Raw genomic sequence first — 22307 nt, forward strand, 5'->3', positions numbered from 1 at the left:
GAGCGAAGGGAGACCATCATGGATATCGGACTTCTGATCGACGGCGACAAAAGGGATGCGGCCGGCTCGGCCTCCTACGAGCGCATGGACCCGTTCACTGGCAAACTGGCGACACGCGCCGCGGCGGCAAGCGTAGCCGACGCCAATGCAGCCGTCGAAGCCGCTGCCGCTGCCTTCGCGACCTGGTCGAAGACCGGTCCCGGCGAGCGCCGCGCCTTGCTGTCCAAGGCGGCTGACGTCATGGCCTCCAAGGTCGGCGAGTTCACCAAGCTGATGATGGAAGAGACCGGGGCTACCGGCCCCTGGGCGGGCTTCAACGTCATGCTGGCGGCCAACATGCTGCGCGAGGCAGCAGCGATGACGACGCAGATCTCTGGCGAAATCATCCCCTCGGACAAGCCGGGCACGCTGGCGATGGCGATCCGCCAACCCGCGGGCGTGTGCCTTGGTATCGCGCCGTGGAATGCGCCGGTCATCCTCGGCACCCGCGCCGTCGCCATGCCGATCGCCTGCGGCAACACGGTGGTGCTGAAAGCTTCGGAAATGTGCCCCGGCACGCATCGGCTGATCGGCCAGGTGCTGGTCGAGGCCGGCCTGCCCAAGGGCGTCATCAATGTCGTCACCAATGACCCCAGGGACGCCGCCGGCATCGTCGAGACGCTGGTCGCGCACCCTGCCGTCAAGCGCGTCAATTTCACCGGCTCGACCAAGATCGGGCGGATCATCGCCGAGCTTGCGGGCCGGCATCTGAAGCCGGCGCTGCTCGAGCTCGGCGGCAAGGCGCCGCTGCTGGTACTGGACGACGCCGACATCGACGCCGCGGTCAGTGCTGCCACCTTCGGCGCCTTCATGCATCAGGGCCAGATCTGCATGTCGACCGAACGGCTGATCGTCGATGAAAAGATCGCTGACGAATTCGTTTCCAAGCTGGCTGTGCGCGCATCGAAGCTGCCGGCAGGTGACCCGCGCGGCCATGTCGTGCTGGGCTCGCTGATCAGCAGCCAGGCCGCCGACAAGATGGAGGAACTCGTCGCGGACGCCGTCGCCAAAGGCGCCAGGCTTGCCGCCGGGGGCAAGCGCACCGGCACGGTGGTCGAGGCAACGCTGCTCGACCATGTCACGCCAGCGATGCGCGTCTATGCGGAAGAATCCTTCGGGCCGGTCAAGCCGGTGATCCGCGTCAAGGGCGAGGAGGAAGCCATACGTGTCGCCAACGACACCGAATACGGCCTGTCGTCAGCCGTGTTCAGCCGCGACATCAAGCGAGCGATGGCTGTTGCCGCGCGCATCGAAGCCGGCATCTGCCACATCAACGGACCGACCGTCGGCGACGAGGCGCAGATGCCGTTCGGTGGCGTCAAGGGCTCGGGCTATGGCCGCTTCGGCGGCAAGGCCTCGATCGCCGAGTTTACCGATCTGCGCTGGGTGACGATCGAGGACCCTGGCCAGCACTATCCGTTCTGACCCGGTCTCGTCCCGCGGCTGACCGTGACGGTCAAACTGCCAGGGACGGCGTGAAGCGAACGCTGGCGGATTGCATCTGCCCGGGCGCCAGTACGATACAGCCGGTGTCGATGCCGCCCCGCATGCGGTTGAAGGCATCGGTGATGTTGCTGACCGGCTCGGCGCAGAAGAACGGCTGCCCCCTCGGCGTGTAGAGGACGAGGAAATCGAGCGGCGCCTCGGCCTCGATGTCCAGTTGCCGCCCCTGCTCCGGCCAGGAAATCCGGGCGCGGCGCGCCCATCCGGTGAAGACCGTGTCGAAGTCAACCTCGGACACGTCAAAGCCGATCGATGGATCGGCCCCGGCCGGGGGCAGGACGTGGCATGTGGGCAGGACCTCCGTATCCGTCTCCCACATGCCGGACACCGGCGCCTGGACATGCGTCCACGGCGTCGACGGAAAATAGGGATGGAGGCCAAAGCCAACCGGCATCGGTGCGTCCGACAGGTTGCGCACCATCATGGTCATGCAAAGTATGCCGTCAGCCAGGAAAATCTCTTGCTCGGCCTCATAGCTCCATGGCCAGGAATCGGCCGCGTGGCGATAGCGCAGGACGACCGTGCTGGCTTCGTGTGTGACAATCGTCCACGGATGACGCCAGCCATGGCCGTGCTCATGATGAGGATCGTCGGCGGTCGTGGGAAGCTGGATGGTCCGACCGGCGAATTCGAAACGGCCCTCCCTTATGCGGTTGGAATAGGGGAAGAGCGGAAAGCAGGCCATGGCGCCGGCATCGCGGCAGCTGACCGCCGCTGCATCCGCCGGGCGCAGCCAGTCCACGGCAGAGCCATTGTGCCACCACCGATACGACGCCAACGCGCCGCCGGTCGCCGGAGCAATGTCGACCGTCGCAATGCCGTCGCCGATCGAGACCAGCTCCGTGTGCCGTTCTGCAACGGCTGTGGAATTCTTTGTCATCGGCACGTCCCATCCCTTGACTCCGATCACCATAGCGATAAGACATATCATATGAATAGTATGAAGAATAAGAAATCTTTCAGCACGGCGCGCACGTCAAGGGTGGCGGTGGCGGTTTCCAGCGGCTCCACCGCGCTGCACGCAACTGTCGTCGAGCAGATCGGCTTGCGCATCGTGCAAGGTGACTTCCTGCCTGGCGAGGCGCTGCCCAACGCCGACGATTCCAGCGAGATGCTGGGGGTCAGCCGCACGGTGCTGCGCGAGGCGATCAAGGTGCTGGCCGGCAAGGGGCTGGTCGAATCGCGGCCAAAGACCGGGACACGCGTGCGCCCGCGCTCCGATTGGAATTTCCTCGATCCGGACGTGCTGTCGTGGCGCTACGCCGGCGGCGTCAGTGCCGACGATAGCCGCGCACTGTTCGAATTGCGCCGCGCCATCGAGCCGATGTCGGCGGCACTCGCCGCCCAGCGGGCCACCCGTGAGCAGATCGCCGAGATTCAGGCAGCGCTGGCTGAAATGGAAGCTGTCGTCGATGATGGCGACCGCTTCGCCAAGCCCGATCTTTTGTTCCACCAGACCATTTTGCGCATGACCGGCAACGAGCTGATCGGCTCGCTGGCGGCACTGGTCGAAACCGCGCTGGTGATGAGCTTTCGCCTTTCCAACGACAATCCGGAAGGGCAGCGCCACTCCTTGCCGCTGCATCGCGAGGTGGCCGAGAAGATCGCCACCGGTGACGCTCTCGGTGCGCAAAAAGCGCTGCTGGTGCTCATCGACAATGCCGAGGACGACGTGCGCCGCAGCGTGGAGAACCGCAACAGACGCCGCCAGGATCGGGAACAGAAATCGTGACCGAGACCAAACGTAAACTGCGGTCCGAAGCCTGGTTCGGCGGTGAAGGCAAGAACGCCTTCATGCACCGCAGCTGGATGAAGAACCAGGGCATACCGGCCGACGCTTTCGACGGCCGCCCGGTGATCGGCATCTGCAACACCTGGTCGGAATTGACGCCGTGCAACGCGCATCTGCGGGCGCTCGCCGATCACGTCAAGCGCGGTGTCTACGAGGCTGGCGGCCTGCCGCTGGAATTTCCGGTGATGTCTCTGGGTGAGAGCAACATGCGCCCCACCGCCATGCTGTTCCGCAACCTGGTCAGCATGGATGTCGAGGAATCCATCCGTGGCAATCCGGTCGACGGTGTCATCCTGCTGGTCGGCTGCGACAAGACCACTCCGGCGCTCCTGATGGGGGCCGCCTCGTGCAACCTGCCGACCATCACCGTGTCCGGCGGACCGATGCTCAACGGCAAGTTCCGCGGACAGGATATCGGCTCGGGCACCCATGTCTGGAAATTCGCCGAAGAGGTGAAGGCCGGCCGCATGCCGGTCGCCGACTTCCTCGCCGCCGAACAGGGCCAGAGCCGTTCGGCGGGCAGCTGCATGACGATGGGCACGGCCTCGACCATGGCCAGCATGGTGGAAGCCCTCGGCATCGGCATGCCGGACAATGCCGCGATCCCGGCGGTGGATTCGCGCCGAGGCGTGCTCGCCCAGCTGGCCGGACGCCAGATCGTCGATCTGGTGCGCCGCGACGTGACGATCGCGCAAATCCTCACCAGGCAAGCGTTCGAGAACGCCATCCGCGTCAATGGCGCGATCGGCGGCTCGACCAATGCGGTGCTGCACCTAATCGCTATCGCCAACCGGGTGGGCGTCGACCTCAGCCTCGAGGACTGGGATCGCCTTGGCCGCGACGTTCCGACCATCGTCGACCTGATGCCGTCGGGCCGGTTCCTGATGGAAGATTTCTACTATGCCGGGGGGCTGGCTGCGGTCATGGCGTCGCTTGATGAAGTGGGGCTTCTTCATCGCGACGTCATGACCGTGAGCGACAAGACGATCGGTGAATTGATCGACGGGGCGCCCAACTACAACCGCGAGGTGATCCGGCCGCTGAGCGAGCCGCTGACCGAGCAAGGCGGCATCTCGATCCTGCGCGGCAATCTGGCGCCCAACGGGGCGGTCATCAAGCCATCGGCGGCGACCCCGGAACTGATGCAGCATCGCGGCAAGGCCGTCGTCTTCGAGAACATCGAGCATTACTACGCGCGCATCGACGATCCGGAACTGGAGATCGACGCCTCCTCGGTGATGGTGCTGAAGAACTGCGGACCGCGTGGCTATCCAGGGATGGCCGAGGTCGGCAACATGCCGCTGCCGGCCAAACTGCTCAAGCTAGGCGTCTCCGACATGGTGCGCATCTCGGACGCACGCATGAGCGGCACCGCCTATGGCACGGTGGTGCTGCATGTGGCGCCGGAGGCCGCGGCGGGCGGCGCGCTGGCGCTGGTGCGCGATGGCGATCTCATCGAACTCGACGTCGCCGGTCGCCGCCTGGAACTGCTGGTATCGGACGAGGAACTGGCGATCCGCCGCCGCGACTGGAAGCCGCCGGCGCCGCCCGAAGGCGGCTACCAGAGCCTCTATGTCGAGCGCGTGCTGCAGGCCGACAAAGGTTGCGATTTCGACTTCCTCGTCGGCCGGCGCGATGCCGGCATTCCCCGGCATTCCCACTAGAGGCGCGAGATGACGGATCCTATCGGCAGCTATGCGACCTATCCAAGCCTTAAGGGCCGCAGCGTGTTCATCACCGGAGGCGGCAGCGGCATCGGCGAAAGCCTGGTGCGCCATTTCTGCGCGCAAGGCAGCCGCGTTGCCTTTGTCGACATGGCCGAGGAGCCGTCCCGGCGGCTCGTCGATGCGATTGCGGCGGAGGGACATGACGCGCCGCTGTTCATTCCCTGCGACCTGCGCGATGTCGAGCAATTGCAGACCGCGACCGTGCAGGCATCGCAGCGCAACGGCCCGATCCAGGTGCTGTGCAACAATGCCGGCAATGACGACCGCCATCAGACCAAGGACGTGACGGTCGCGTATTGGGACGACCGCATGGCGGTCAATCTGCGCCACCAGTTCTTCGCGGCCCAGGCGGTGCGCCCGCAGATGGCCTCGCTAGGCGGCGGCTCGATCATCAATTTCGGTTCCATTACCTGGATGGTCGGCGATCCCGATTGCCCGGCCTATGTCACCGCGAAGGCAGCCGTCTACGGCATGACGCGGGCACTGGCCCGCGAACTCGGCCCCGAGCGCATCCGCGTCAATTGCATGGTGCCGGGCTGGGTGATGACCGAACGCCAGATGCGGCTGTGGCTGAACCCGGCCGGCGAACGCCAGATCGCGGAGAGGCAGTGCCTGCCCGACCGGCTGCAGCCCTCCGATATCGCGCGCATGGCGCTGTTCCTCGCCGCCGACGACAGCCGCATGTGCACAAGCCAACAGTTCATTGTCGATGCGGGCTGGGTGTGACCCGTACGGCTTCAACGGAAGAAGGTTTTTTGATGCGTCTTGTTCAGTACACGACACTCGATGGCGACAGGCGGGTCGGCCGCGTCTCCGATGACGGCAATCACCTGCATCCGCTGGAAAAAACCGGCAGCGTGCTGGAACTCGCCCAAACGGCGATCGCCGAGGGCACGTCCATGGCGGCACTGGCCGAAAAGCGGACGAGCACGGCTGCGGTCGACTATGACGAGTTGTTGCGCGATGGCCGCGTGCTCGCCCCGGTCGACCATCCCGAGCCGGCGCGCTTCCTGGTCACCGGCACCGGCCTGACCCATACCGGAAGTGCCGCCGCGCGCAACCAGATGCATGTTCTGACCCACGGCGAAGGTGCCGAGGAATCCGATTCCCTGAAGATCTTCCGCATGGGCCTGGAGGGCGGCAAGCCTGGCGCCGGCAAGATCGGCATCCAGCCCGAATGGTTCTTCAAGGGCGTCGGCACTTGCGTCGTGCCGCCTGGCGCGGACCTGCCGATGCCGGCATTCGCCAAAGCCGGGGCCGAGGAAGCCGAGATCGTCGGGCTGTATCTCAACGGCCCGGACGGCCATCCCTATCGCATCGGCTACGCGCTCGGAAACGAATATTCCGACCACGTGACGGAGGGCGAGAACTACCTCTACCTCGCGCATTCCAAGCTTCGCTCCTGCTCGATCGGCCCCGAACTGCTGATCGGCGATCTGCCGAACGAAGTGCGCGGCTATTCCCGCATACTGCGCGACGGCACCGTTATCTGGGAGCAGGAATTCCTGTCGGGCGAGGCGCACATGTCGCACTCGATCGCCAATCTCGAACATTTTCATTTCCGCTACCCGATGCATCGCAGGGCGGGCGATTTGCATGCCTATTTCTTCGGCGCGGCGGTGATGAGCTACGCCTCCGGCGTCAAGACGGCCTCCGGCGACGAGTATGAAATCCAGGCACAGACATTCGGCAAGGCGCTGCGCAACCGGATGGTGTCGGTGCCGGACGAGGGGCTGGTCACCGTCACCCCGCTGTGACGGCGCAAGCCCGGAAATTACGGTCCACCAGAACGACAATGGGAGATTAAAAATGGGACTGAAGAAAGCGTTTCTACGACTAGCGACAATCGGGCTCGGCATCGGCCTGATGACCTCGGCGGCCTTGGCCGCGAACCTGCGCGTGCTGGCCTGGGACGGCTATGCCGACCCGGACTGGGTGAAGGACTTCACCGCGGCAACCGGCATCGGCGTCGATGTCGTCTTCATTGGCAGCGATGACGAGATCTGGGCCAAGATCAAGGGCAGCGAGGGCCAGGATTTCGATGTCTTCGCGGTCAACACCGCCCAGTTGCAACGCTACATCAAGGCCGACCTGGTGTCGCCGATCGACATCTCCAAGCTGCCCAACCAGAAGGAGGTGCTGCCGCGCTTCCGCGATCTGTCCCAGGTCAGCGGCGACACCAAGGACGGCAAGGTCTACGGCATTCCGTTCTGCTTCGATTCCATCGGGCTGATCTACGACACCGACAAGGTGAAGCCTGCACCGACCTCGATGTCGGTGCTCTGGGATCCGGCCTACAAGGGCAAGATCCTGGCCTACGACAATGGCGAGCACAATTTCTCGTTCACCGCTCTGACGCTCGGCTACAAGGATCCGTTCAACCTCAACGCCGAGCAGATGGCGGCGGTCAAGGCCAAGCTGGTCGAACTGAAGCGCAACGTGCTGAGCTTCTACACCACCGCCGATGAGGCGCAGCAGATCTACCAGAACAATGATGTTGCCCTGATCTGGGCCAATTACGGCCAGCAGCAGGTCAAGGCGCTGCAGAAGATCGGCGCCCATGTCGCCTACATCAATCCGAGCGAGGGCGCGCTGGCCTGGCTCGACAACTGGGTGATCTCCAAGGGCGTCCGCGACAATGCGGCGGCCGAGAAATGGATCGACTTCATGCTGACGAAGAAGGTCGGCGGCGAGCTCTCCGAGCGCACCGGTTTCGGCAACACCGTGGTCGAGTCGAGCAGCGCCGGCGGCAATGACAAGCTGGTCTGGCTCAACAATGTCGAGGATCCGCTCAAGCGTTCGGACCTGTGGAACGAGATCAAGGCGACGCCCTGATCCTTTCCGCGGACCCGACTTCGAAGGACCCGGCGGTCCGGACGTTCCGGACCGCCGCAGCGTGTGCGAGACCATATCATGAACCAGAACACCGACCTGCTGACGCTGCGGTCCGTCTCGAAATCCTACGGCACGGTTCCGGTGCTGCACGACATCGACCTATCGATCAAGGACGGTGAGTTCCTGACCGTGCTCGGGCCTTCTGGTTCGGGCAAGACGACCGTCCTGCGGCTGATCGGCGGGCTGGAGCCGCTGACGTCAGGCGAGATCCGCCTGGACGGCCAGGACATCAGCCGCATGCCGATCAACAAGCGGCCCTTCAACACCGTATTCCAGGATTACGCGCTGTTCCCGCACATGACCGTTTCCGGCAATGTCGGCTATGGGCTTTCAGTGCGTCATATCAAGCGCAAGGAGATCGCGCGCCGTGTCGCGGAAGCGCTGGAACTGGTGCAACTCGGGCGCTTTGCCGACCGCTTCCCGGCGCAACTCTCCGGCGGCCAGCGCCAGCGCGTCGCGCTCGCCCGCGCACTGATCTGCCAGCCGCGCCTGATCCTGCTCGACGAGCCGCTGGCCGCACTCGACCTCGAACTGCGCCGGCAGATGCAGGAGTTCCTGAAATCCATCCAGCGCGAGATCAAGACCACCTTCCTGTTCGTCACCCACGACCAGGAAGAAGCGATCGGCATGGCCGACCGGATCTGCGTCATGCAGGCCGGCCATATCCGCCAGCTCGGCACACCGCACGACCTCTACTACAAGCCGAATTGCGAATTCGTGGCGCGCTTCTTCGGCGAGAACAATCTGGTTGCCGGAAAGCTCGGGCCAGTCCAGGGCGAGCAGCGGCCGATCGAGACGGCCCTCGGGCGCCTGGTCTGTTCGATCAGCGGCCAGCCGCATCTGAAGGCCGCACCCGATGGCGCCCGCGCCTTCGCGGCGTTCCGTCCCGAGGCCTTGCGTCTTGCGGATGCGACGGACGACGGTAACCGCCTTTACGGCACCATTGCCGACCTGGCCTTTGCCGGCTCGTCGACCGTCGCCACGATCATGACGGGTGCGGATAATGCGGCGCAACGCCTGCGGCTACGCATGCCGAGCCGGATCGACGGCAGCGCGCTGAAATCCGGCGAGACGGTCTCGCTTTGCTTTGCGCCGCATGAAGGCCATCTGGTGCTGGCATGAGAAAGGCCGGCTCCATGCTGCCCAGGGATCGGCGATTGCCTCTGCTGGTGACGGTGCTGGCGTTCGCCTTGCCGGTGCTCTTCGTCCTCGTGCCGCTGGCGATCTTCCTCGTCTACAGTTTCTTCGGCGTCGACCAAGGCACGATCGTCTACACGCCGACGCTCGGCAATTATGTCAGGTTCTTCACCGACCCGATCTTCCTGCCGGTGTTCTGGAACACCATCGTGCTGTGTGTCTCGGTAGCCGTCATCTGCATCCTGCTTGCCTATCCCTCCGCCTATTTCCTGACGACGCTGAAGGGGCGCTGGCGCTATGCCTTGCTGATGCTGCTTCTGGTGCCGCTGCTGATGAGCTACGTCATCAAGATCTATGCGATCCGCAGCATCCTCGGCCTCAACGGCTTCCTCAACAAGGCGCTGGTGGCGCTCGGCATCCTGCACGAGCCGTCGACGCTTTTCGTGTTCAACATGAACGCCATCCTGCTAACGCTGAGCCTGCTTTTGATCCCCTTTGCGATCCTGCCGATCTTCCTGTCGCTGGAGCGGATACCGCAAACCTTGCTGCGCGCTTCCGACGATCTTGGCGCCAGCGGCTTGCAGACGTTCCTGCGCATCACCCTGCCGCTCAGCCTGCCCGGTGTCGCCTCGGCGGCAAGCTTCGTCTTCGTGCTGGCGATCGGCGACTTCCTGACACCGCAAATGGTCGGCGGCATCAGCGGGTTCACCTTTGGCCGCATCCTCTACAGCCAGTTCGGCACGGCCTATAACTGGCCGTTCGGCGCCGCACTCTCGGTAGCGCTGGCGATCGTCGTGATCTGCGCCATCCTCATCGGCGAACGGTTCGGGCGCAATCGGGGGACGTCGATATGAGCGCCCTGCCCCGGCCCTCCACCATCTTCCTGGCCGCCATCACGACGCTGGTCGCGGTGCTGCTCTACAGCCCACTGTTCGTGCCGATCGTGTCGTCGTTCTTCACGGTTTCACATGGCAATGTCGACTGGTCGTCGCCGACCCTCTCGACCTATGTAGCGCTCGCCGAAAATCACGACATCCTGGTCGCCTTGCGCACCACGCTGGTCGTCGGCGTCTGTACCGTCATCCTGTCGGTGGTCAGCGGAACGCTGCTGGCGCTCTATTATCACGGCCGCCGTTCCGGACGGTCGATCCTGCAGTTCATCATCTTCCTGCCGTTCCTGATGCCGCCGATCATCAGCGGCCTGGCGCTGCTGATCTTCTTCCGCGAAATCGGGCTTGAGCGCTCGCTGCTGACGGTCGTCATCGGCCATACCGTCTTTGTCCTGGCGATCGTCTACCGCACCGTGCTGATGCGGCTGCAGTCGATGAGCCGTACGCTGGTCGAAGCGTCCTACGATCTCGGCGCGACGGGCTGGCAGACCTTCTGGCGCATCATCCTGCCCAACCTGTCTAGCGCCATGGTCGGCGGCGCCATCCTGGCTTTCGCCCTGTCTTTCGACGAGACGATGATCACCATCCTGGTCACCGGCACGCAGAGCACGCTGCCGGTCCGGCTGTGGGCGATGATGCGGCTTGGTTTCTCACCCGACATCAACGCGCTGGTGGCGCTGATCCTGATGTTCACCGTGCTGCTTTGCGTGCTCGCCGCCCGTTTTCTCATCCCCAGGCAGATGGCGACGGAACGGAGTTGAGTTGACGGGCAACCGTCATCGGCCAAGTCACGGCTGGTTGAGATCGAAGACCCGCCCGCGATTCAGAATATTCTTCGGGTCGAGTGCCGTCTTCAGCCGCCGCATCGCGGCGATCTCGGCGTCGCTGCGCACCAGATGCAGCCACTGCTTCTTGTCGAGGCCGATGCCGTGCTCGGCTGACACGCCGCCGCCCGCCGCCGCCACGCCGCGATAGACGATGACGTAGGCCGCCGCCGGATCCACCGTCAGCACCTGGTAGTGCAGATTGCCGTCGCCGAGATGGCCGAAGACATAGATAGCGGCGGCATGGTCGATGGCATGGATGGCGGCGTCCGTTTCCTGCAGGAACGCTCCCATGCGCGCCAGGGGGATGCTGATGTCGACACTGATCAGGCCTTTGATCGAAAACAGGACGCGGTTAGCGTCCTCGCGTACGTCCCACAGCGCCCGGAACTCGCGCGGCGACTGCGAGACGACGACATCGTCGACCACGCCGTCCTCGACCGCCTGCATCAGAACCTCGGCGAAGCGCTCGCCGTCGCGTTCGGGCTCGCTGCCCTGGATCTCGGCCAGCACGTAGACGGGAGAGCCCGCCGGCAAAGGTGCCGGCATGGCCATGCTGGCAGCCATGACGTCATAGAGCGGCGCGAAGTTTACCTCATAGGCGGACAGGAGCGGGCCGAGCTTTTGCCGCAGCAGCCCGAGCAAGGTGATCGCCGCGTCCAGCGAAGGCAGCGCGCAGAATGCGTTCACCTCCGATGCCGGTTTTGGATGCAGCCTCAGCGCGGCGCGCGTGACGACGCCGAGAGTCCCTTCCGCGCCGATGAAGAGTTGGCCGAGGTCGTAGCCGGAATTGTCCTTGGGCAGGCCTTTCAGCGAGGTCAGCACACTGCCATCGGCAAGCACGGCCTCCAGCCCCAGCACCTGCGCCCGGTACATGCCGAAGCGCAGCACACGGATGCCGCCGGCATTGGTGGAGATGTTGCCACCGACCGTTGCCGAGCCGCGGGCACCGATGTCGACGCCGAACATCAGCCCGGCGCCGTCCGCGGCTTCCTGCACGGCCTGCAGTGTCGCGCCGGCCTCGGCGATGATGCTGCCGGCTTGACTGTCCGGCACGGCGAGACCGCTCATGCGCTCCAGCGACAGCACGATCTCGCCCGGCTGGACGCGTGCACCTCCGGCCAGCCCGGTGCGTCCGCCCTGGATCACGACCGGCTGGCCGACAGCGTTGCACCCGGCAAGCGCGGCCGCGACACCGACGGTATCGCGCGGACGCAGCACCACTTCGGGAAGCACGCCCAGCTTGCCGTCGGGATCGTCGCGATAGCGCTGGTCGACATCGGAGCCGGCGAGAACGCCGCCGGCGCCCAGCCGATCGCCGAGAGCGGACAGAAGTCGTTGCGTTTCAGGCGACATTGGGTTCAGGCGCCTGCGCGGCGAAGCGCACCGTCTGCTTCCGACGACGGGTTGGCCCGATGACTATTCCTGTCCGACACGCTCGCCACCCCTCAATTGCAGCCGGCCGATCCTATTCTGGATCGCCTGCCGTGCAAGCAATATCGGCCTGCCCCAGCCGATGCCGGCATCGATCGCGGTTAAGCGGGATAGATGCCGGCGGCACTGACCTCTGAAGCTTGGCCTACTGAAGCTTGGCCTGCAGCGCGTTGACGTCGTCGGTGGTCATTTCACCGTCCGTGGTCACCTTGCCGTCGACGATCTTCCATAGCCGGAAGGGGCCAGTGATGTCGCCATACTTGTCGAAGGCGACCGGACCGATGACACCTTCATAGCGGATCGGCTTGCCGTCCTTGATCAGGCCGAGCGCCTTGGCGAACTCGTCCTTGCCGGCGAAGATCGGCGTGCCGGCCGGATCGACGGCCTTGTACATGGCGTCCTTGATCTTGGCCGGATCCTCGGAGCCGGCAATGGCGATGGCCAGCCCGACGATGGCACCGGCATCATAGGAGCGATCGGCCGCCGGGTTGGACGGCTCGATGCCGGAGAACGCCTTGTAGTTCTTCATGAAGTAATCGGTGGAAGCCGTCGGGCTGGTGCCGGACGACGTGCCATAGGCATCCTTGAGATAATCGGCGCCGACGGACTCGATGAAATCTGGGCTGTTCATGCCGTCATTGAGCAGGAATTTCTGCACGCCGCCTTGCGAAATCCAGGTGCGGGCAACGGTTGCGCCGTCGACCGGCGTGCTGACCAGATAGAGCCCGTCCGGTTCGCCGGCCATGGCGGCCGTGACTTCCGAGGCATAGCTCGACTGCTTCTCGTTGTAGGGCGTGTCGGAGACGATGGTGCCGCCCAGCGCTTTGTAGGCGCGCGAGAATTCCGCCACCATGTTGACACCAAAGTCGTTGTTGACATGGATGATCGACAGCTTCTTGAAACCCTTGTCGATGGCGTATTTGGCGGCGGCGACGCCCTGCAGCGCATCGGACGTGATGGTGCGGAAGAAGATGCCGTTGGTCTTGCCGTCACGGCCGAGCGCCGTCAGCGTCGGCGAGGACGAGGCCGGCGACACCTGGACGATCTTGGCCGGCGCGGTGACCGAGGTCAGGATCGGGATCGAGACCGAAGAGATGATGCCGCCGATGATCACCGGCACCTTCTTGACCTGCACCAGTTGGGTCGCCGCGTCGACGGCGATATTGCCCTGGCTTTGGCTGTCACGCGTATCGGTGGCCAGATCGCAGCCGCGCACGCCGCCCGCTTCGTTGATGTCGCGAAAAGCCATTTCGACCGACTTGGCGCCGGCCTGGCCGTATTCGCCGGCCGGACCAGTCAGTTCCATGACGAGGCCGACGGTGATCTTGCAGTCGGCGGCCTGCGCGGCACCCGCCAGCGTCACGAGAGCAAGTGCCGTGGTGAGTTGGAGTATCGTCTTTCTCATTGTTGTTCCCCTTTCGTTACTCGACTCTAATTTGATCTGTGGAGCCTGTTCAGCGTTCCGGCACCTGCAGCCAGGTTTCATGCAGATGTCGCCATTCGACGCCGTTGGGCGCCGATGAACTGGTGGTAAAGACAGCGCTCGACTGGCGCCGGCTATGCTTGCCGCAACGCAACTGCGCCTCGACGTAGAGGACCACGATGGTGTCTTCGTCCTGCCAGCCCGCCCGGATATCCTCGATCGAAATGGCAAAACCGTCGTCGCAAGTGGCGCGGCTGGAGCGGACGTGATCGATGACGGCGACGCGATCAAGCACATGGCCGTCCGGTGCGACCATGGTGAAACCGTGAGCCATGACCCGCTCGAAGCGCGAAAAATGCACCGTGTCGGCGCGCGCCGCGACGAACCAGTCGACGAAGAAGCGATGCAGGCCGATGACCTCGGCGCTGGCCTTTGAAAACAGTGTCGCGTCGACGGCGCTCATGTGCGGCCCGCATTCAGATTGTAGTGCATGATCGAACCGTGGCGGCCATGGCGGTCGCGCTCCAGCGTGTAGACGTCACCCAGGGGGCCTTGGCTTTGCGCGATCACAGCCTCGATCTTCGCCCGGTCATTGGCGTCGAGTGCGATGTCCATGATTTTCGCATTGGCCAGTGCGTGGGCCTGGTTGCGGGCGCCGACAATCACGGCGGCGACCCGCGGCTGTTCCAGCACCCAGGCGCTGGCGATGGTGGCGATGTCGACGCCGTGTCGATCACCGACGGCCTTGAGCGCCCGAAGCAGTTGCTGGAACAGGTCCCAGCCGCCGAAATCGTCGATGATCAGCTTGTATTTGACCAGCGAGCGGTTTTCGAGCGGCATGGCGGGTTCGGCCGCGCCAAGCCATTTGTCGCTGAGGAAGCCGCCAGCCACTGAACCATAGCAGAGGAAGTTGACACCATTCTGCCTGGCGAGTGCCGCAAGGCTGTTGGCGGGCCGCTGGTCGAGCACCGAGTATTGCAGCTGCTGGCTGACCAACGGGATGCCGGCGGCAAGGATTTCGGCAAGCCGCGGCGTGTCGAAATTGGTGGTGCCGAGATTGCGCACCTTGCCTTCCAGCCGCAGTTCATTGAGCCAGCCCATCGCCTCGACATAGCGAGGCTGCTCGTAGTCCCACCAGTGGAACTGCACGAGGTCGATACGCTCGGTCTTCAGCCGCCGCAGCGACTGGTCTACGATGCCCCTGATGTAGTCGCGGCTGATGCCGGCCAGTCGTTCGAGGTCGGGCACCAGCTTGGTATGCACCTTCATTTTCGCGGCGACATCGAGGCCACGCTCGCTGGCCAGCCGCAGGCGCGCGGCGCCGATCAGTTCCTCGACGCCGGTGTAGATGTCGGCACAGTCATAGGTCCAAATCCCGGCATCGAACGTGGCGATCAGATCGGCCACTGCCTGACCGCGGTCGATCGCGCCGTGACCACCGGCGAGTTGCCAGCCGCCGCGGATGACGCGCGAGATCGTGTAGCCGGGGCCGAGTTCGAAAGTCTTGGCGATCATTCCTGGTCATTCTCCTTCGGCAGCGGCACCGCCGTGGTTTGCGCATGGCTGAATCGCCGTTTGCCGGTCCTGACGATCCGCAGCCGGCTGGCGCAATTGGGATCGGGACAGGCGATCTCGGCGTCCGAGGTCATCCAGTCATTGCGGTCTGTCGGGCGCTGCTTTGCCGCCAGCAGCGGCAGCACTGCGGCGAGCGAATAGATCGAGAAGGCCTGCCCCGCCGGCATCGACAGCATCTCGCCCTTGAGTTCGAAATAGTCGCCTGACCTGGCGCCGCAATAGATCGGCTTGCCCTCGGGAATGACCGCCTCGACGCGAAGATCGAAGAGCTCGAAACTGTCATCGGCCATGTCAGGCCTCCACCAGGCTGAAGGTGATGTCGCAGGCGCCGTTGCGACGGATCACCCCGCATGCGGCGGCGAACTGGTCGCGCTCGCCGGCGCGCACTTGCGCCACCACGCTGCCGGCCAGCCAGCCGATCGGGAACAGCAGCCGCGCGCCCTGGCCGTAGAACAGGCCTATATCGAAGATGGCATTGGGATTGCCGCCCCACATGCGCGGCGGCACGTAGGACAGCACGATGTCGCCGGGCTGCGGCGTCAGTGTCGCGTTCTCCGCCGGCAACGGCCTGGCATAGGCCTGACCTTCGAGATCCGCCGATGGAACCGGGCAGGAAATCTCGGGCCCGGTCCACATGGCATGGATGCCGGGGACGACGCGCGTGGCGGTGAGATACGCCTGGAGAAAGGCGGTGTTTTCCGGCGCCTTTTCGGGCAGCAAAAGCGCCGTCACGGAAAGGTTCGAGCGCGGCTCGGTGATCCTGATGGCTGGCTTGTTCATGTCAGCTCTTTCGTGGATTGAAGCTTGTCGCGCAGGTAAGCGAAAGGCCGGCTGATATCGGCCACCAGTGCCTCGCGCGCCGCCTGCGCGTCCTGGCTGGCGAGAGCCGCGACGATGCGGCGGTGATAGTGCGCGGTGTCGACTTCGCCAGCGTCGGAAAAGGCGTAGATGGCAACGCGTATGCAAGGCCCCGATTGCAGCCACAGGCTCTCGATCATCGGGATCAGCACGGCCGAGCCGCAGCAGCGGTAGATCTCGAAATGAAAGCTCTGGTTGAGCGTCGCCTCGCGGTCGATATCCTTTTTGTGCTTCAGCGCACGCATCTCGTCCCACTCGCCGAGCATGGCTTCGATCGAAGCGATCTGGCGCTGGCTCATGCGCGTGGCGGCAAGCGCGATCGCTTCGCCTTCGATGAGCGATCTGGCGCGCAGAAGGTCGTCGATGCGTTCCAGCGTGATCGGCGGTACGCGCACTGAGCGATTGGGCAGCGCCTCCAGCGCCTTTTCCGTGATCAGCCGTCCGAGCGCTTCGCGCACCGGCATGGTGGAGGTCACCAGGGCATCAGCGAGGCCACGGATGGTCAGCACCTGGTTCGGCTCGAACAGGCCACCGATCAGAGCCCGGCGGAGCTCGGAATAGACGCGATCCTGCACCGTCTCGCGGCCGACCGGCGTAAGCTGGGCCGCGATCGTTTCATTGTTTCGCTCGATGGCAGCCTTTTGCATGGCATTCCCGGTCTGGCCCGTTTTCGGCTTGCGGATGAAATTAAAGCCGAATAGCGTGATCAAAGCAAGTGTGATCACAAATCAAAAATCAGGAGACGACCATGATCGTCTTCGGCCAGAGGGTTTGATGAGCGAGGCAGCCGAACGGCAGGGGAAGGAGACCCGCGCACCGGTTCTGACAGCACGAAACGTCGTCAGGCGGTTTGGCGGCCTTGTCGCCGTCAACGACGTCTCGTTTGATGTCAAAGCGGGCGAGATCCTCGGCCTGATCGGACCGAATGGCGCCGGCAAGACGACGATGTTCGATCTGCTCGCCGGCAGTATATTGCCGACCAGCGGCGACATCCTGCTCAACGGCACGCGCGTCTCCGGCGAGGCCGCTCATCTGCGCATCGGCCGCGGCCTTGGCCGCACCTTCCAGATCCCGCGCCCACTGCCCAATCTGACGCTGATCGAGAACATCATGCTGGCGGCGCAGGGCCAGGCCGGCGAAAAACTGCTCGCCAATTTCGTCACGCCCTGGCGCGTGGCAGCGCAGGAAAAGGCGGCCAGGGCAAAAGCGTTGGCGCTGCTGGAACTCGTCACCCTCACCCACCTCGCGCATGAGCCGGCGCGCGTACTTTCCGGCGGCCAGCGCAAATTGCTCGAACTCGCCCGCGTCATGATGGCCGACCCGGCGATCATCCTGCTCGACGAGCCTGCGGCCGGCGTCAACGCAACGCTTCTGGAAGTCATCATCGACCGCATCCGCGACATCAATGGGCGCGGCATCACCTTCCTGCTGATCGAGCACAATATCGACATGGTGACGCGGCTCTGCCACCGCGTCCTGGTCATGGCGGGCGGGCAACTGCTCAGCGAAGGCACGGCGGAAGAAGTCGCACGCGACCCGCGCGTCGTCGAAGCCTATCTCGGAGGCACGGCATGAGCGAAACCGTCCTCGACGTCCGCGATCTCGAGGCCGGCTACGAGCCGGGCGTGCCGATCGTGCGCAGGGCCTCGATCACCGTCAACAAGAGCGAGATCGTCGTCGTCCTAGGGCCCAATGGCGCCGGCAAGTCGAGCTTCATCAAGGCTATCGCCGGCCTCGTCCCGATCACCGGCGGCACGGTGTTCCTGGACGGCAAGGACATCACCGCCGCGCCCGCCCACACCATGGTGCGGCTCGGCCTGGCCTTCGTACCGCAGACCGAGAACATCTTCCCGCTGATGTCGGTCGAGGACAATCTCAAGGTCGCCTGCGGCATCCTCCAGCGCCGCGAAATCCCCGCGCGTATCGACGAGATGTATGCCGCCTTCCCCGACCTCGTGCGCCAACGCCGCACCGCCGCGGGCAATCTGTCGGGCGGGCAGCGGCAGATGCTTGCCGTCGCACGCGCCCTGGTCGTCCATCCCAAGGTGCTCGTGCTCGACGAACCGTCGGCCGGCCTGTCGCCGAAATTCGTCTCGATGGTGTTCGAGATGCTGGCCGGCATCCGCAAATCCGGCGTCACCATTCTCCTGGTCGAGCAGAATGCAAAGGCGGCACTGGCCATCGGTGACCGCGCCTATGTGCTGGTCGAAGGCAGGGATCGACACGAGGGCATTGCTTCCGAATTGTGGAATGATCCGGTCGTTGCCGAACTCTATCTCGGCCAGCGCCCTCTTGGCGCACAGAGGACGGGGCATGCGGCGAGAGGAGGCACGGCATGAGCCTGCAATTCATCGTCGACGGATTGCTGACCGGCTCGATGATCGGCCTCGGCGCCATCGGCGTGACGCTCACGTATTCGATCCTGCGCTTTTCGAACTTCGCCCATGGCGACTTCATGGCCTGGGGCACTTATGCCACCTTGGCCGTCGTCAGCGCCATTGGCGCGACCTTCGGCAAGGTGGCGCCGATCGCGCCGCTTTCCTTCGGCTGGCCACTGCTAGTTGCCCTGGTCGTCGGCATGGCGTTCACTGCTTTGCTGGCGCTGCTACTCGACAGAGTGTTGTTCTCGCGGCTGCGCTCACAGGGGCAAGCCATCATCGTGGTGATGGCGAGCTTCGGCGCCTCGATGGCGCTGCGCAGCCTGCTCGAATTCACCTTCACCTCGCGTCCGACCTATTTCAGCCGAGCGATCCAGATCGCCATGCCGGTCGGCTTCGGCATCCGCATCACCCCCGACCAGATCGCGCTTCTGCTGTTGACCGCCGTGCTGGTGCTCGGCGTGCACCTGTTGATGACGCGAACGCAGACCGGCCGCTCCATGCAGGCGCTCAGCCAGAACGCGGCGCTGGCCCGCATCGTCGGCATCGACGTCGCCAGCGTGGTGCGCGTCACCTGGGTGATCGGCGGTGCGCTCGCATGCGTCGCCGGCGTGATGATCGGCATTCTGGTGCAGATCCGCCCGTTCATGGGCTTCGACATGCTGTTGCCGATGTTCGCCGCCGCCATCCTTGGCGGCATCGGCAGCATTCCGGGCGCTGTGCTCGGCGGCCTGATCATCGGGCTCGCCGAAGCCGGCGCGGTGCAGTTGATCGGCGCCGAATGGCGCGCCGCCGTCTCCTTCATAATCCTGATGGCGGTGCTGTTCGTGCGGCCGATCGGCCTTTTTGGTGTGAGGGAACGCTGATGGACCTGCTTGGCTACGGCGCCTTCTTCCTGACCACCGCGCTGATCTTTTCGCTGGTCACGCTGGGGCTCAATCTGCAGTGGGGGCTGACCGGCCTGTTCAATGTCGGGCTCGCCGGCTTTGTCGCCATCGGCGCCTACACCTCGGCCTTGCTGACGACACCGGACGATGCGGCGCGCCTCGGTGGCTTCGGCCTGCCGATCCTCGTCGGATGGCTGGGCGCAATGGTCGTCGGCGGCATTGCGGCCGCCCTGACCGGGATGGCAACGCTGCGTCTCAGGTCAGACTATCTGGCGATCACCACGTTCGGCGTCGCCGTCGTCGTGCAACTGGTGGCGCTCAACGCGCAGAAGCTCACCGGCGGGCCGTTCGGCATCGGTTTCATTCCGCGCCCCTTCGGCGGCCTTGCCGAGACGCCGCTGCTGTTCAACCTGTCCAACCTCGCCGTCGTCTGCGTGGTCACGCTCATCGCCTATCTCGCTTTGGAGCACCTGGCGCGCAGCCCCTGGGGACGCGTGCTGAAGGCGCTGCGCGAGGACGAGCGAGCGGCGATTTCGCTGGGCAAGAGCGCGCGCTTCTACCGCGTCCAGGCCTTTGCCGTCGGTGGCGCCATCATGGCGCTGGCCGGCGCGCTGCAGGCGCATTTCACCGGCTTCATCGCGCCCGACAATTATTTGCCGATCCTTACCTTCCAGGTCTGGGTCATGCTGATCGTCGGCGGCTCGGGCAGCAATCTCGGCGCCGTCATCGGCAGCATCCTGGTGTGGGGGATATGGGCCGGGTCCGGCACACTGACCAGCGTGCTGTTCGCGCCGGAGCAGCAGGCGCGTGCGGCCTCGCTGCAGATCGTCGCCATCGGCGTCATGCTCTGCGTCATCCTGCTGCTCCGGCCGAACGGATTATTCGGCGACAGGCCAAGGCGCCCGGGCAAGCGGGCGAAGGTGAACGCGGCCAACAGCAGTTCGAACTCATGAATGCGATCCAGCAGGAGGCGCATGGCGCTTCGCTCTGGCATGCCGTCAGCCGCGATCGCCGCGACCGGTCGGCGCTGCACGACTGGATCAATGTCGATCTCGCCATTGTCGGTGGCGGCTTTTCCGGCCTTTCAACCGCGCTGCACGCCGCAGGGAAAGGACTTTCCGTTGCTGTTCTCGAGGCCGAAATCATCGCCTGGGGCGCGACAGGTCGGAACGCCGGATTCGTCGTGCCGAACTTTGCCAAGATGGACCCGGACAACATCCTTGCGCATCTCGGCCCCGAGCATGGCGAGAGGCTGGTCGATTTCGCCGCCGGCAGCGCCGACCTCGTCTTCGACCTGATCCGTCGGCACGGCATCGATTGCGACGCCGTGCAAAACGGATGGATCCAGCCGGCGCACTCGCCCGCGGCCTTCGAGAAGGTCAAATCACGGACCGAGCAATGGGCGCGGCGCGGCCGACCGGCTGTCACGCTGGATCGGCAAGAGGTCGAAGCGCTGACGGGCGCGCGTGGCTATATCGGAGGCTGGATGGACCGTTCGGGTGGCGTGCTCAATCCGGTCGCCTATGCGCGCGGTCTGGCCGATGCGGCGCAGACGGCCGGCGCGCGCCTCTTCGAGCACACGCGCGTCACCGCGGTCGATCGCGTGGCCGATGGCTGGACGCTGAAAACGCCGTCGGGCTCGGTGCGCGCCGGCAAGGTGCTGATCGCCACCAACGCCTATGGCGGGCCGCTCAATCCGCTGCTGCGGCGAACCTATTTGCCGCTGAAGGTTTTCCAGGTCGCGACCGAGCCCCTGCCGCGCGAAGTGCGCACGCGTTTGCTTCCTGGCGGGCAAGGTGTCGGAGATACCAGGCGCAATCTCTTCACCTTCCGTTTCGATGCCGACAACCGGCTGATCACCGGCGGGATGCACATTCTGAGCGTCGGCGCCGACACGCGCGTGCCGCGGACAATCTGGCGACGGCTTGGCCATCATCTCGGCCTGCCAGACCTGCCGCCGCTCGCCTATGGCTGGTCGGGAATGGCCGCGGTCGAACCGGACTTCCTGCCGCATTTGCTGGACCTCGGGCCGGGCCTGATCGCCGGCCGAGCCTGCAACGGACGCGGCATTGCCATGACGACGGCGATGGGCAAGGTGCTGGCCGACTGGGCCGTCGGAACCGAGGCGCGTGACTTGCCGCTGCCGTTCGCGCCGCCGGCGCCGATCCCGTTCCACGCCTTGCTGCGGCACGCTCCCAACATGCTGCTCGGCTGGAGCATGCTGCGCGATCGGCTGGACGAGACGGGCAGGCCTCCCCAAGCAACCGCCTGATCAGGCCGTCGTGCGAAGATTTTCGGAGAGAACCGCGGCCGCCACCGCGATGTCCTGTTCAAGGGAAACCCGGACAGCAGGGCCATCGGCCTGCTCCAATGCAGCAACAGTCCTGCGATGTGCGTCGTTCGACCGCGGAATGTAGCGATCGGCCTGCATCAGCAGCTTCAGATAAGGCCCGACGCGACCCCAGAGATCGCGGATCATATTGAGCAGTATCGGCGCGCCGGCATGTTGGTAGATGGCGAAGTGGAACGCCTCGTTCAGCGAGAGGTAGGCCCTGTTATCGCCGGCCTCGATGGCGCGCTGCATGCCGGCCAGCGTCGCCTGTATATCGGCCAATCCGCTTTCGCTGATCCGCGTGGCTGCCATCTCACCCGCCAGCCCTTCGACGGCTATGCGTATCTGGGTCAGTTCCTCGAAGGCGGGGGCCGACAGCAAGGGCACGATGACAGAGCGGTTGTTCTGCATCTCGAGCAGCCGTTCGGCCACCAGCCTTTGCAGCGCCTCGCGGATCGGTGTGGTCGAGATACCGAAGGTTTCGGCAAGCTTGCGGATAACGAGGGTCTGGCCCGGGCTGAAGCCGCCTGAAATCAATTCCTGCTTGAGCGCGCCATAGGCGCGGTCATTGAGGGTCTGATGTTCGAGCTTCAGCATGCGCGGCCCGCTCCGA

23 protein-coding genes are annotated in these 22307 nt (G+C 64.7%); 14 read left to right on the forward strand and 9 right to left on the reverse strand.

Translation table 11 applies throughout. From position 1 onward, the window contains the following. The first annotated feature begins 18 nt into the window (after positions 1 to 18). The gene (locus tag A3AU_RS0128385) at positions 19 to 1464 is read left to right on the forward strand and encodes an aldehyde dehydrogenase (protein ID WP_027055893.1); all 1446 of its coding nucleotides are present in this window, start codon (positions 19 to 21) and stop codon (positions 1462 to 1464) included. 31 nt (positions 1465 to 1495) lie between these two features. Here A3AU_RS0128385 and A3AU_RS0128390 read toward each other — a convergent pair whose 3' ends face one another. Further along, entirely contained in the window at positions 1496 to 2422 is a 927-nt protein-coding gene (locus A3AU_RS0128390; protein WP_027055894.1) for an aldose 1-epimerase, read from the reverse strand. 51 nt (positions 2423 to 2473) lie between these two features. Between A3AU_RS0128390 and A3AU_RS0128395 the strand changes: the two genes are divergently transcribed. The 8 genes from A3AU_RS0128395 (at position 2474) to A3AU_RS0128430 (ending at position 10744) form a co-directional block, all read left to right on the forward strand. Then, positions 2474 to 3274, forward strand: coding sequence for a FadR/GntR family transcriptional regulator (locus tag A3AU_RS0128395; protein WP_245235590.1), 801 nt, complete (start codon positions 2474 to 2476; stop codon positions 3272 to 3274). Then, positions 3271 to 4998 carry an IlvD/Edd family dehydratase gene (locus A3AU_RS0128400; RefSeq protein ID WP_027055896.1) on the forward strand — a complete coding sequence of 576 codons (1728 nt, stop codon included), beginning with the start codon at positions 3271 to 3273 and terminating at the stop codon, positions 4996 to 4998. Before A3AU_RS0128395 ends, A3AU_RS0128400 begins: the two co-directional genes overlap by 4 nt. Before the next feature lie 9 nt (positions 4999 to 5007). Then, the gene (locus tag A3AU_RS0128405; protein WP_027055897.1) at positions 5008 to 5787 is read left to right on the forward strand and encodes an SDR family NAD(P)-dependent oxidoreductase; all 780 of its coding nucleotides are present in this window, start codon (positions 5008 to 5010) and stop codon (positions 5785 to 5787) included. A 32-nt stretch (positions 5788 to 5819) separates the two neighbouring features. Beyond that, entirely contained in the window at positions 5820 to 6818 is a 999-nt protein-coding gene (gene araD1 / locus A3AU_RS0128410; protein ID WP_027055898.1) for an AraD1 family protein, read from the forward strand. Positions 6819 to 6870: 52 nt separating this feature from the next. Further along, positions 6871 to 7896 carry an ABC transporter substrate-binding protein gene (locus tag A3AU_RS0128415; RefSeq protein WP_027055899.1) on the forward strand — a complete coding sequence of 342 codons (1026 nt, stop codon included), beginning with the start codon at positions 6871 to 6873 and terminating at the stop codon, positions 7894 to 7896. Between the two features lie 78 nt (positions 7897 to 7974). Beyond that, positions 7975 to 9078, forward strand: coding sequence for an ABC transporter ATP-binding protein (locus tag A3AU_RS0128420; protein WP_027055900.1), 1104 nt, complete (start codon positions 7975 to 7977; stop codon positions 9076 to 9078). Further along, positions 9075 to 9947 carry an ABC transporter permease gene (locus tag A3AU_RS0128425; protein WP_027055901.1) on the forward strand — a complete coding sequence of 291 codons (873 nt, stop codon included), beginning with the start codon at positions 9075 to 9077 and terminating at the stop codon, positions 9945 to 9947. The genes A3AU_RS0128420 and A3AU_RS0128425 overlap by 4 nt, the downstream gene beginning before the upstream one ends. After that, on the forward strand, positions 9944 to 10744 hold the full coding sequence (locus A3AU_RS0128430; RefSeq protein WP_027055902.1) for an ABC transporter permease: 801 nt from the start codon (positions 9944 to 9946) through the stop codon (positions 10742 to 10744). The genes A3AU_RS0128425 and A3AU_RS0128430 overlap by 4 nt, the downstream gene beginning before the upstream one ends. A 27-nt stretch (positions 10745 to 10771) precedes the next feature. On the opposite strand, the gene A3AU_RS0128435 is transcribed toward A3AU_RS0128430, so the two are convergent. The 7 genes from A3AU_RS0128435 to A3AU_RS0128465 form a co-directional block, all read right to left on the reverse strand. Then, positions 10772 to 12163: an FAD-binding oxidoreductase gene (locus A3AU_RS0128435; RefSeq protein WP_027055903.1), complete on the reverse strand. Its 1392-nt coding sequence runs from the start codon at positions 12161 to 12163 to the stop codon at positions 10772 to 10774. Positions 12164 to 12386: 223 nt separating this feature from the next. After that, a complete protein-coding gene (locus A3AU_RS0128440) occupies positions 12387 to 13646 on the reverse strand; it encodes an ABC transporter substrate-binding protein (protein ID WP_027055904.1) in 1260 nt (419 codons plus the stop codon). Between the two features lie 49 nt (positions 13647 to 13695). After that, entirely contained in the window at positions 13696 to 14127 is a 432-nt protein-coding gene (locus tag A3AU_RS0128445; RefSeq protein WP_027055905.1) for a hypothetical protein, read from the reverse strand. After that, complete coding sequence (locus A3AU_RS0128450) at positions 14124 to 15179, reverse strand: aldo/keto reductase (protein WP_027055906.1); 1056 nt, start codon at positions 15177 to 15179, stop codon at positions 14124 to 14126. The genes A3AU_RS0128445 and A3AU_RS0128450 overlap by 4 nt, the downstream gene beginning before the upstream one ends. After that, positions 15176 to 15529 carry a TIGR04076 family protein gene (locus tag A3AU_RS0128455; RefSeq protein ID WP_027055907.1) on the reverse strand — a complete coding sequence of 118 codons (354 nt, stop codon included), beginning with the start codon at positions 15527 to 15529 and terminating at the stop codon, positions 15176 to 15178. Before A3AU_RS0128455 ends, A3AU_RS0128450 begins: the two co-directional genes overlap by 4 nt. Position 15530: 1 nt before the next feature. Beyond that, a complete protein-coding gene (locus A3AU_RS0128460; protein ID WP_027055908.1) occupies positions 15531 to 16019 on the reverse strand; it encodes a DUF3830 family protein in 489 nt (162 codons plus the stop codon). Continuing rightward, the gene (locus tag A3AU_RS0128465; protein ID WP_027055909.1) at positions 16016 to 16744 is read right to left on the reverse strand and encodes a GntR family transcriptional regulator; all 729 of its coding nucleotides are present in this window, start codon (positions 16742 to 16744) and stop codon (positions 16016 to 16018) included. Before A3AU_RS0128465 ends, A3AU_RS0128460 begins: the two co-directional genes overlap by 4 nt. 127 nt (positions 16745 to 16871) lie before the next feature. Here A3AU_RS0128465 and A3AU_RS0128470 point away from each other — a divergent pair, with 127 nt between their 5' ends. The 5 genes from A3AU_RS0128470 to A3AU_RS0128490 are packed head-to-tail and all read left to right on the forward strand — an operon-like array spanning position 16872 to position 21634. Continuing rightward, complete coding sequence (locus tag A3AU_RS0128470) at positions 16872 to 17672, forward strand: ABC transporter ATP-binding protein (protein WP_027055910.1); 801 nt, start codon at positions 16872 to 16874, stop codon at positions 17670 to 17672. Beyond that, positions 17669 to 18436: a branched-chain amino acid ABC transporter ATP-binding protein gene (locus A3AU_RS0128475; protein WP_027055911.1), complete on the forward strand. Its 768-nt coding sequence runs from the start codon at positions 17669 to 17671 to the stop codon at positions 18434 to 18436. The genes A3AU_RS0128470 and A3AU_RS0128475 overlap by 4 nt, the downstream gene beginning before the upstream one ends. Continuing rightward, positions 18433 to 19341, forward strand: a complete 909-nt coding sequence (locus A3AU_RS0128480; protein WP_027055912.1) for a branched-chain amino acid ABC transporter permease — start codon at positions 18433 to 18435, stop codon at positions 19339 to 19341. Before A3AU_RS0128475 ends, A3AU_RS0128480 begins: the two co-directional genes overlap by 4 nt. Further along, on the forward strand, positions 19338 to 20315 hold the full coding sequence (locus tag A3AU_RS0128485) for a branched-chain amino acid ABC transporter permease (RefSeq protein ID WP_027055913.1): 978 nt from the start codon (positions 19338 to 19340) through the stop codon (positions 20313 to 20315). Before A3AU_RS0128480 ends, A3AU_RS0128485 begins: the two co-directional genes overlap by 4 nt. Next, positions 20312 to 21634: an NAD(P)/FAD-dependent oxidoreductase gene (locus tag A3AU_RS0128490; protein ID WP_027055914.1), complete on the forward strand. Its 1323-nt coding sequence runs from the start codon at positions 20312 to 20314 to the stop codon at positions 21632 to 21634. Before A3AU_RS0128485 ends, A3AU_RS0128490 begins: the two co-directional genes overlap by 4 nt. Here A3AU_RS0128490 and A3AU_RS0128495 read toward each other — a convergent pair whose 3' ends face one another. Next, positions 21635 to 22291 (reverse strand): GntR family transcriptional regulator, encoded by a 657-nt coding sequence (locus A3AU_RS0128495; protein ID WP_027055915.1) that lies wholly within the window; start codon positions 22289 to 22291, stop codon positions 21635 to 21637. Positions 22292 to 22307: the final 16 nt, after the last annotated feature.

Source organism: Mesorhizobium erdmanii USDA 3471, from assembly GCF_000472705.1.
GTDB lineage: Bacteria > Pseudomonadota > Alphaproteobacteria > Rhizobiales > Rhizobiaceae > Mesorhizobium > Mesorhizobium erdmanii.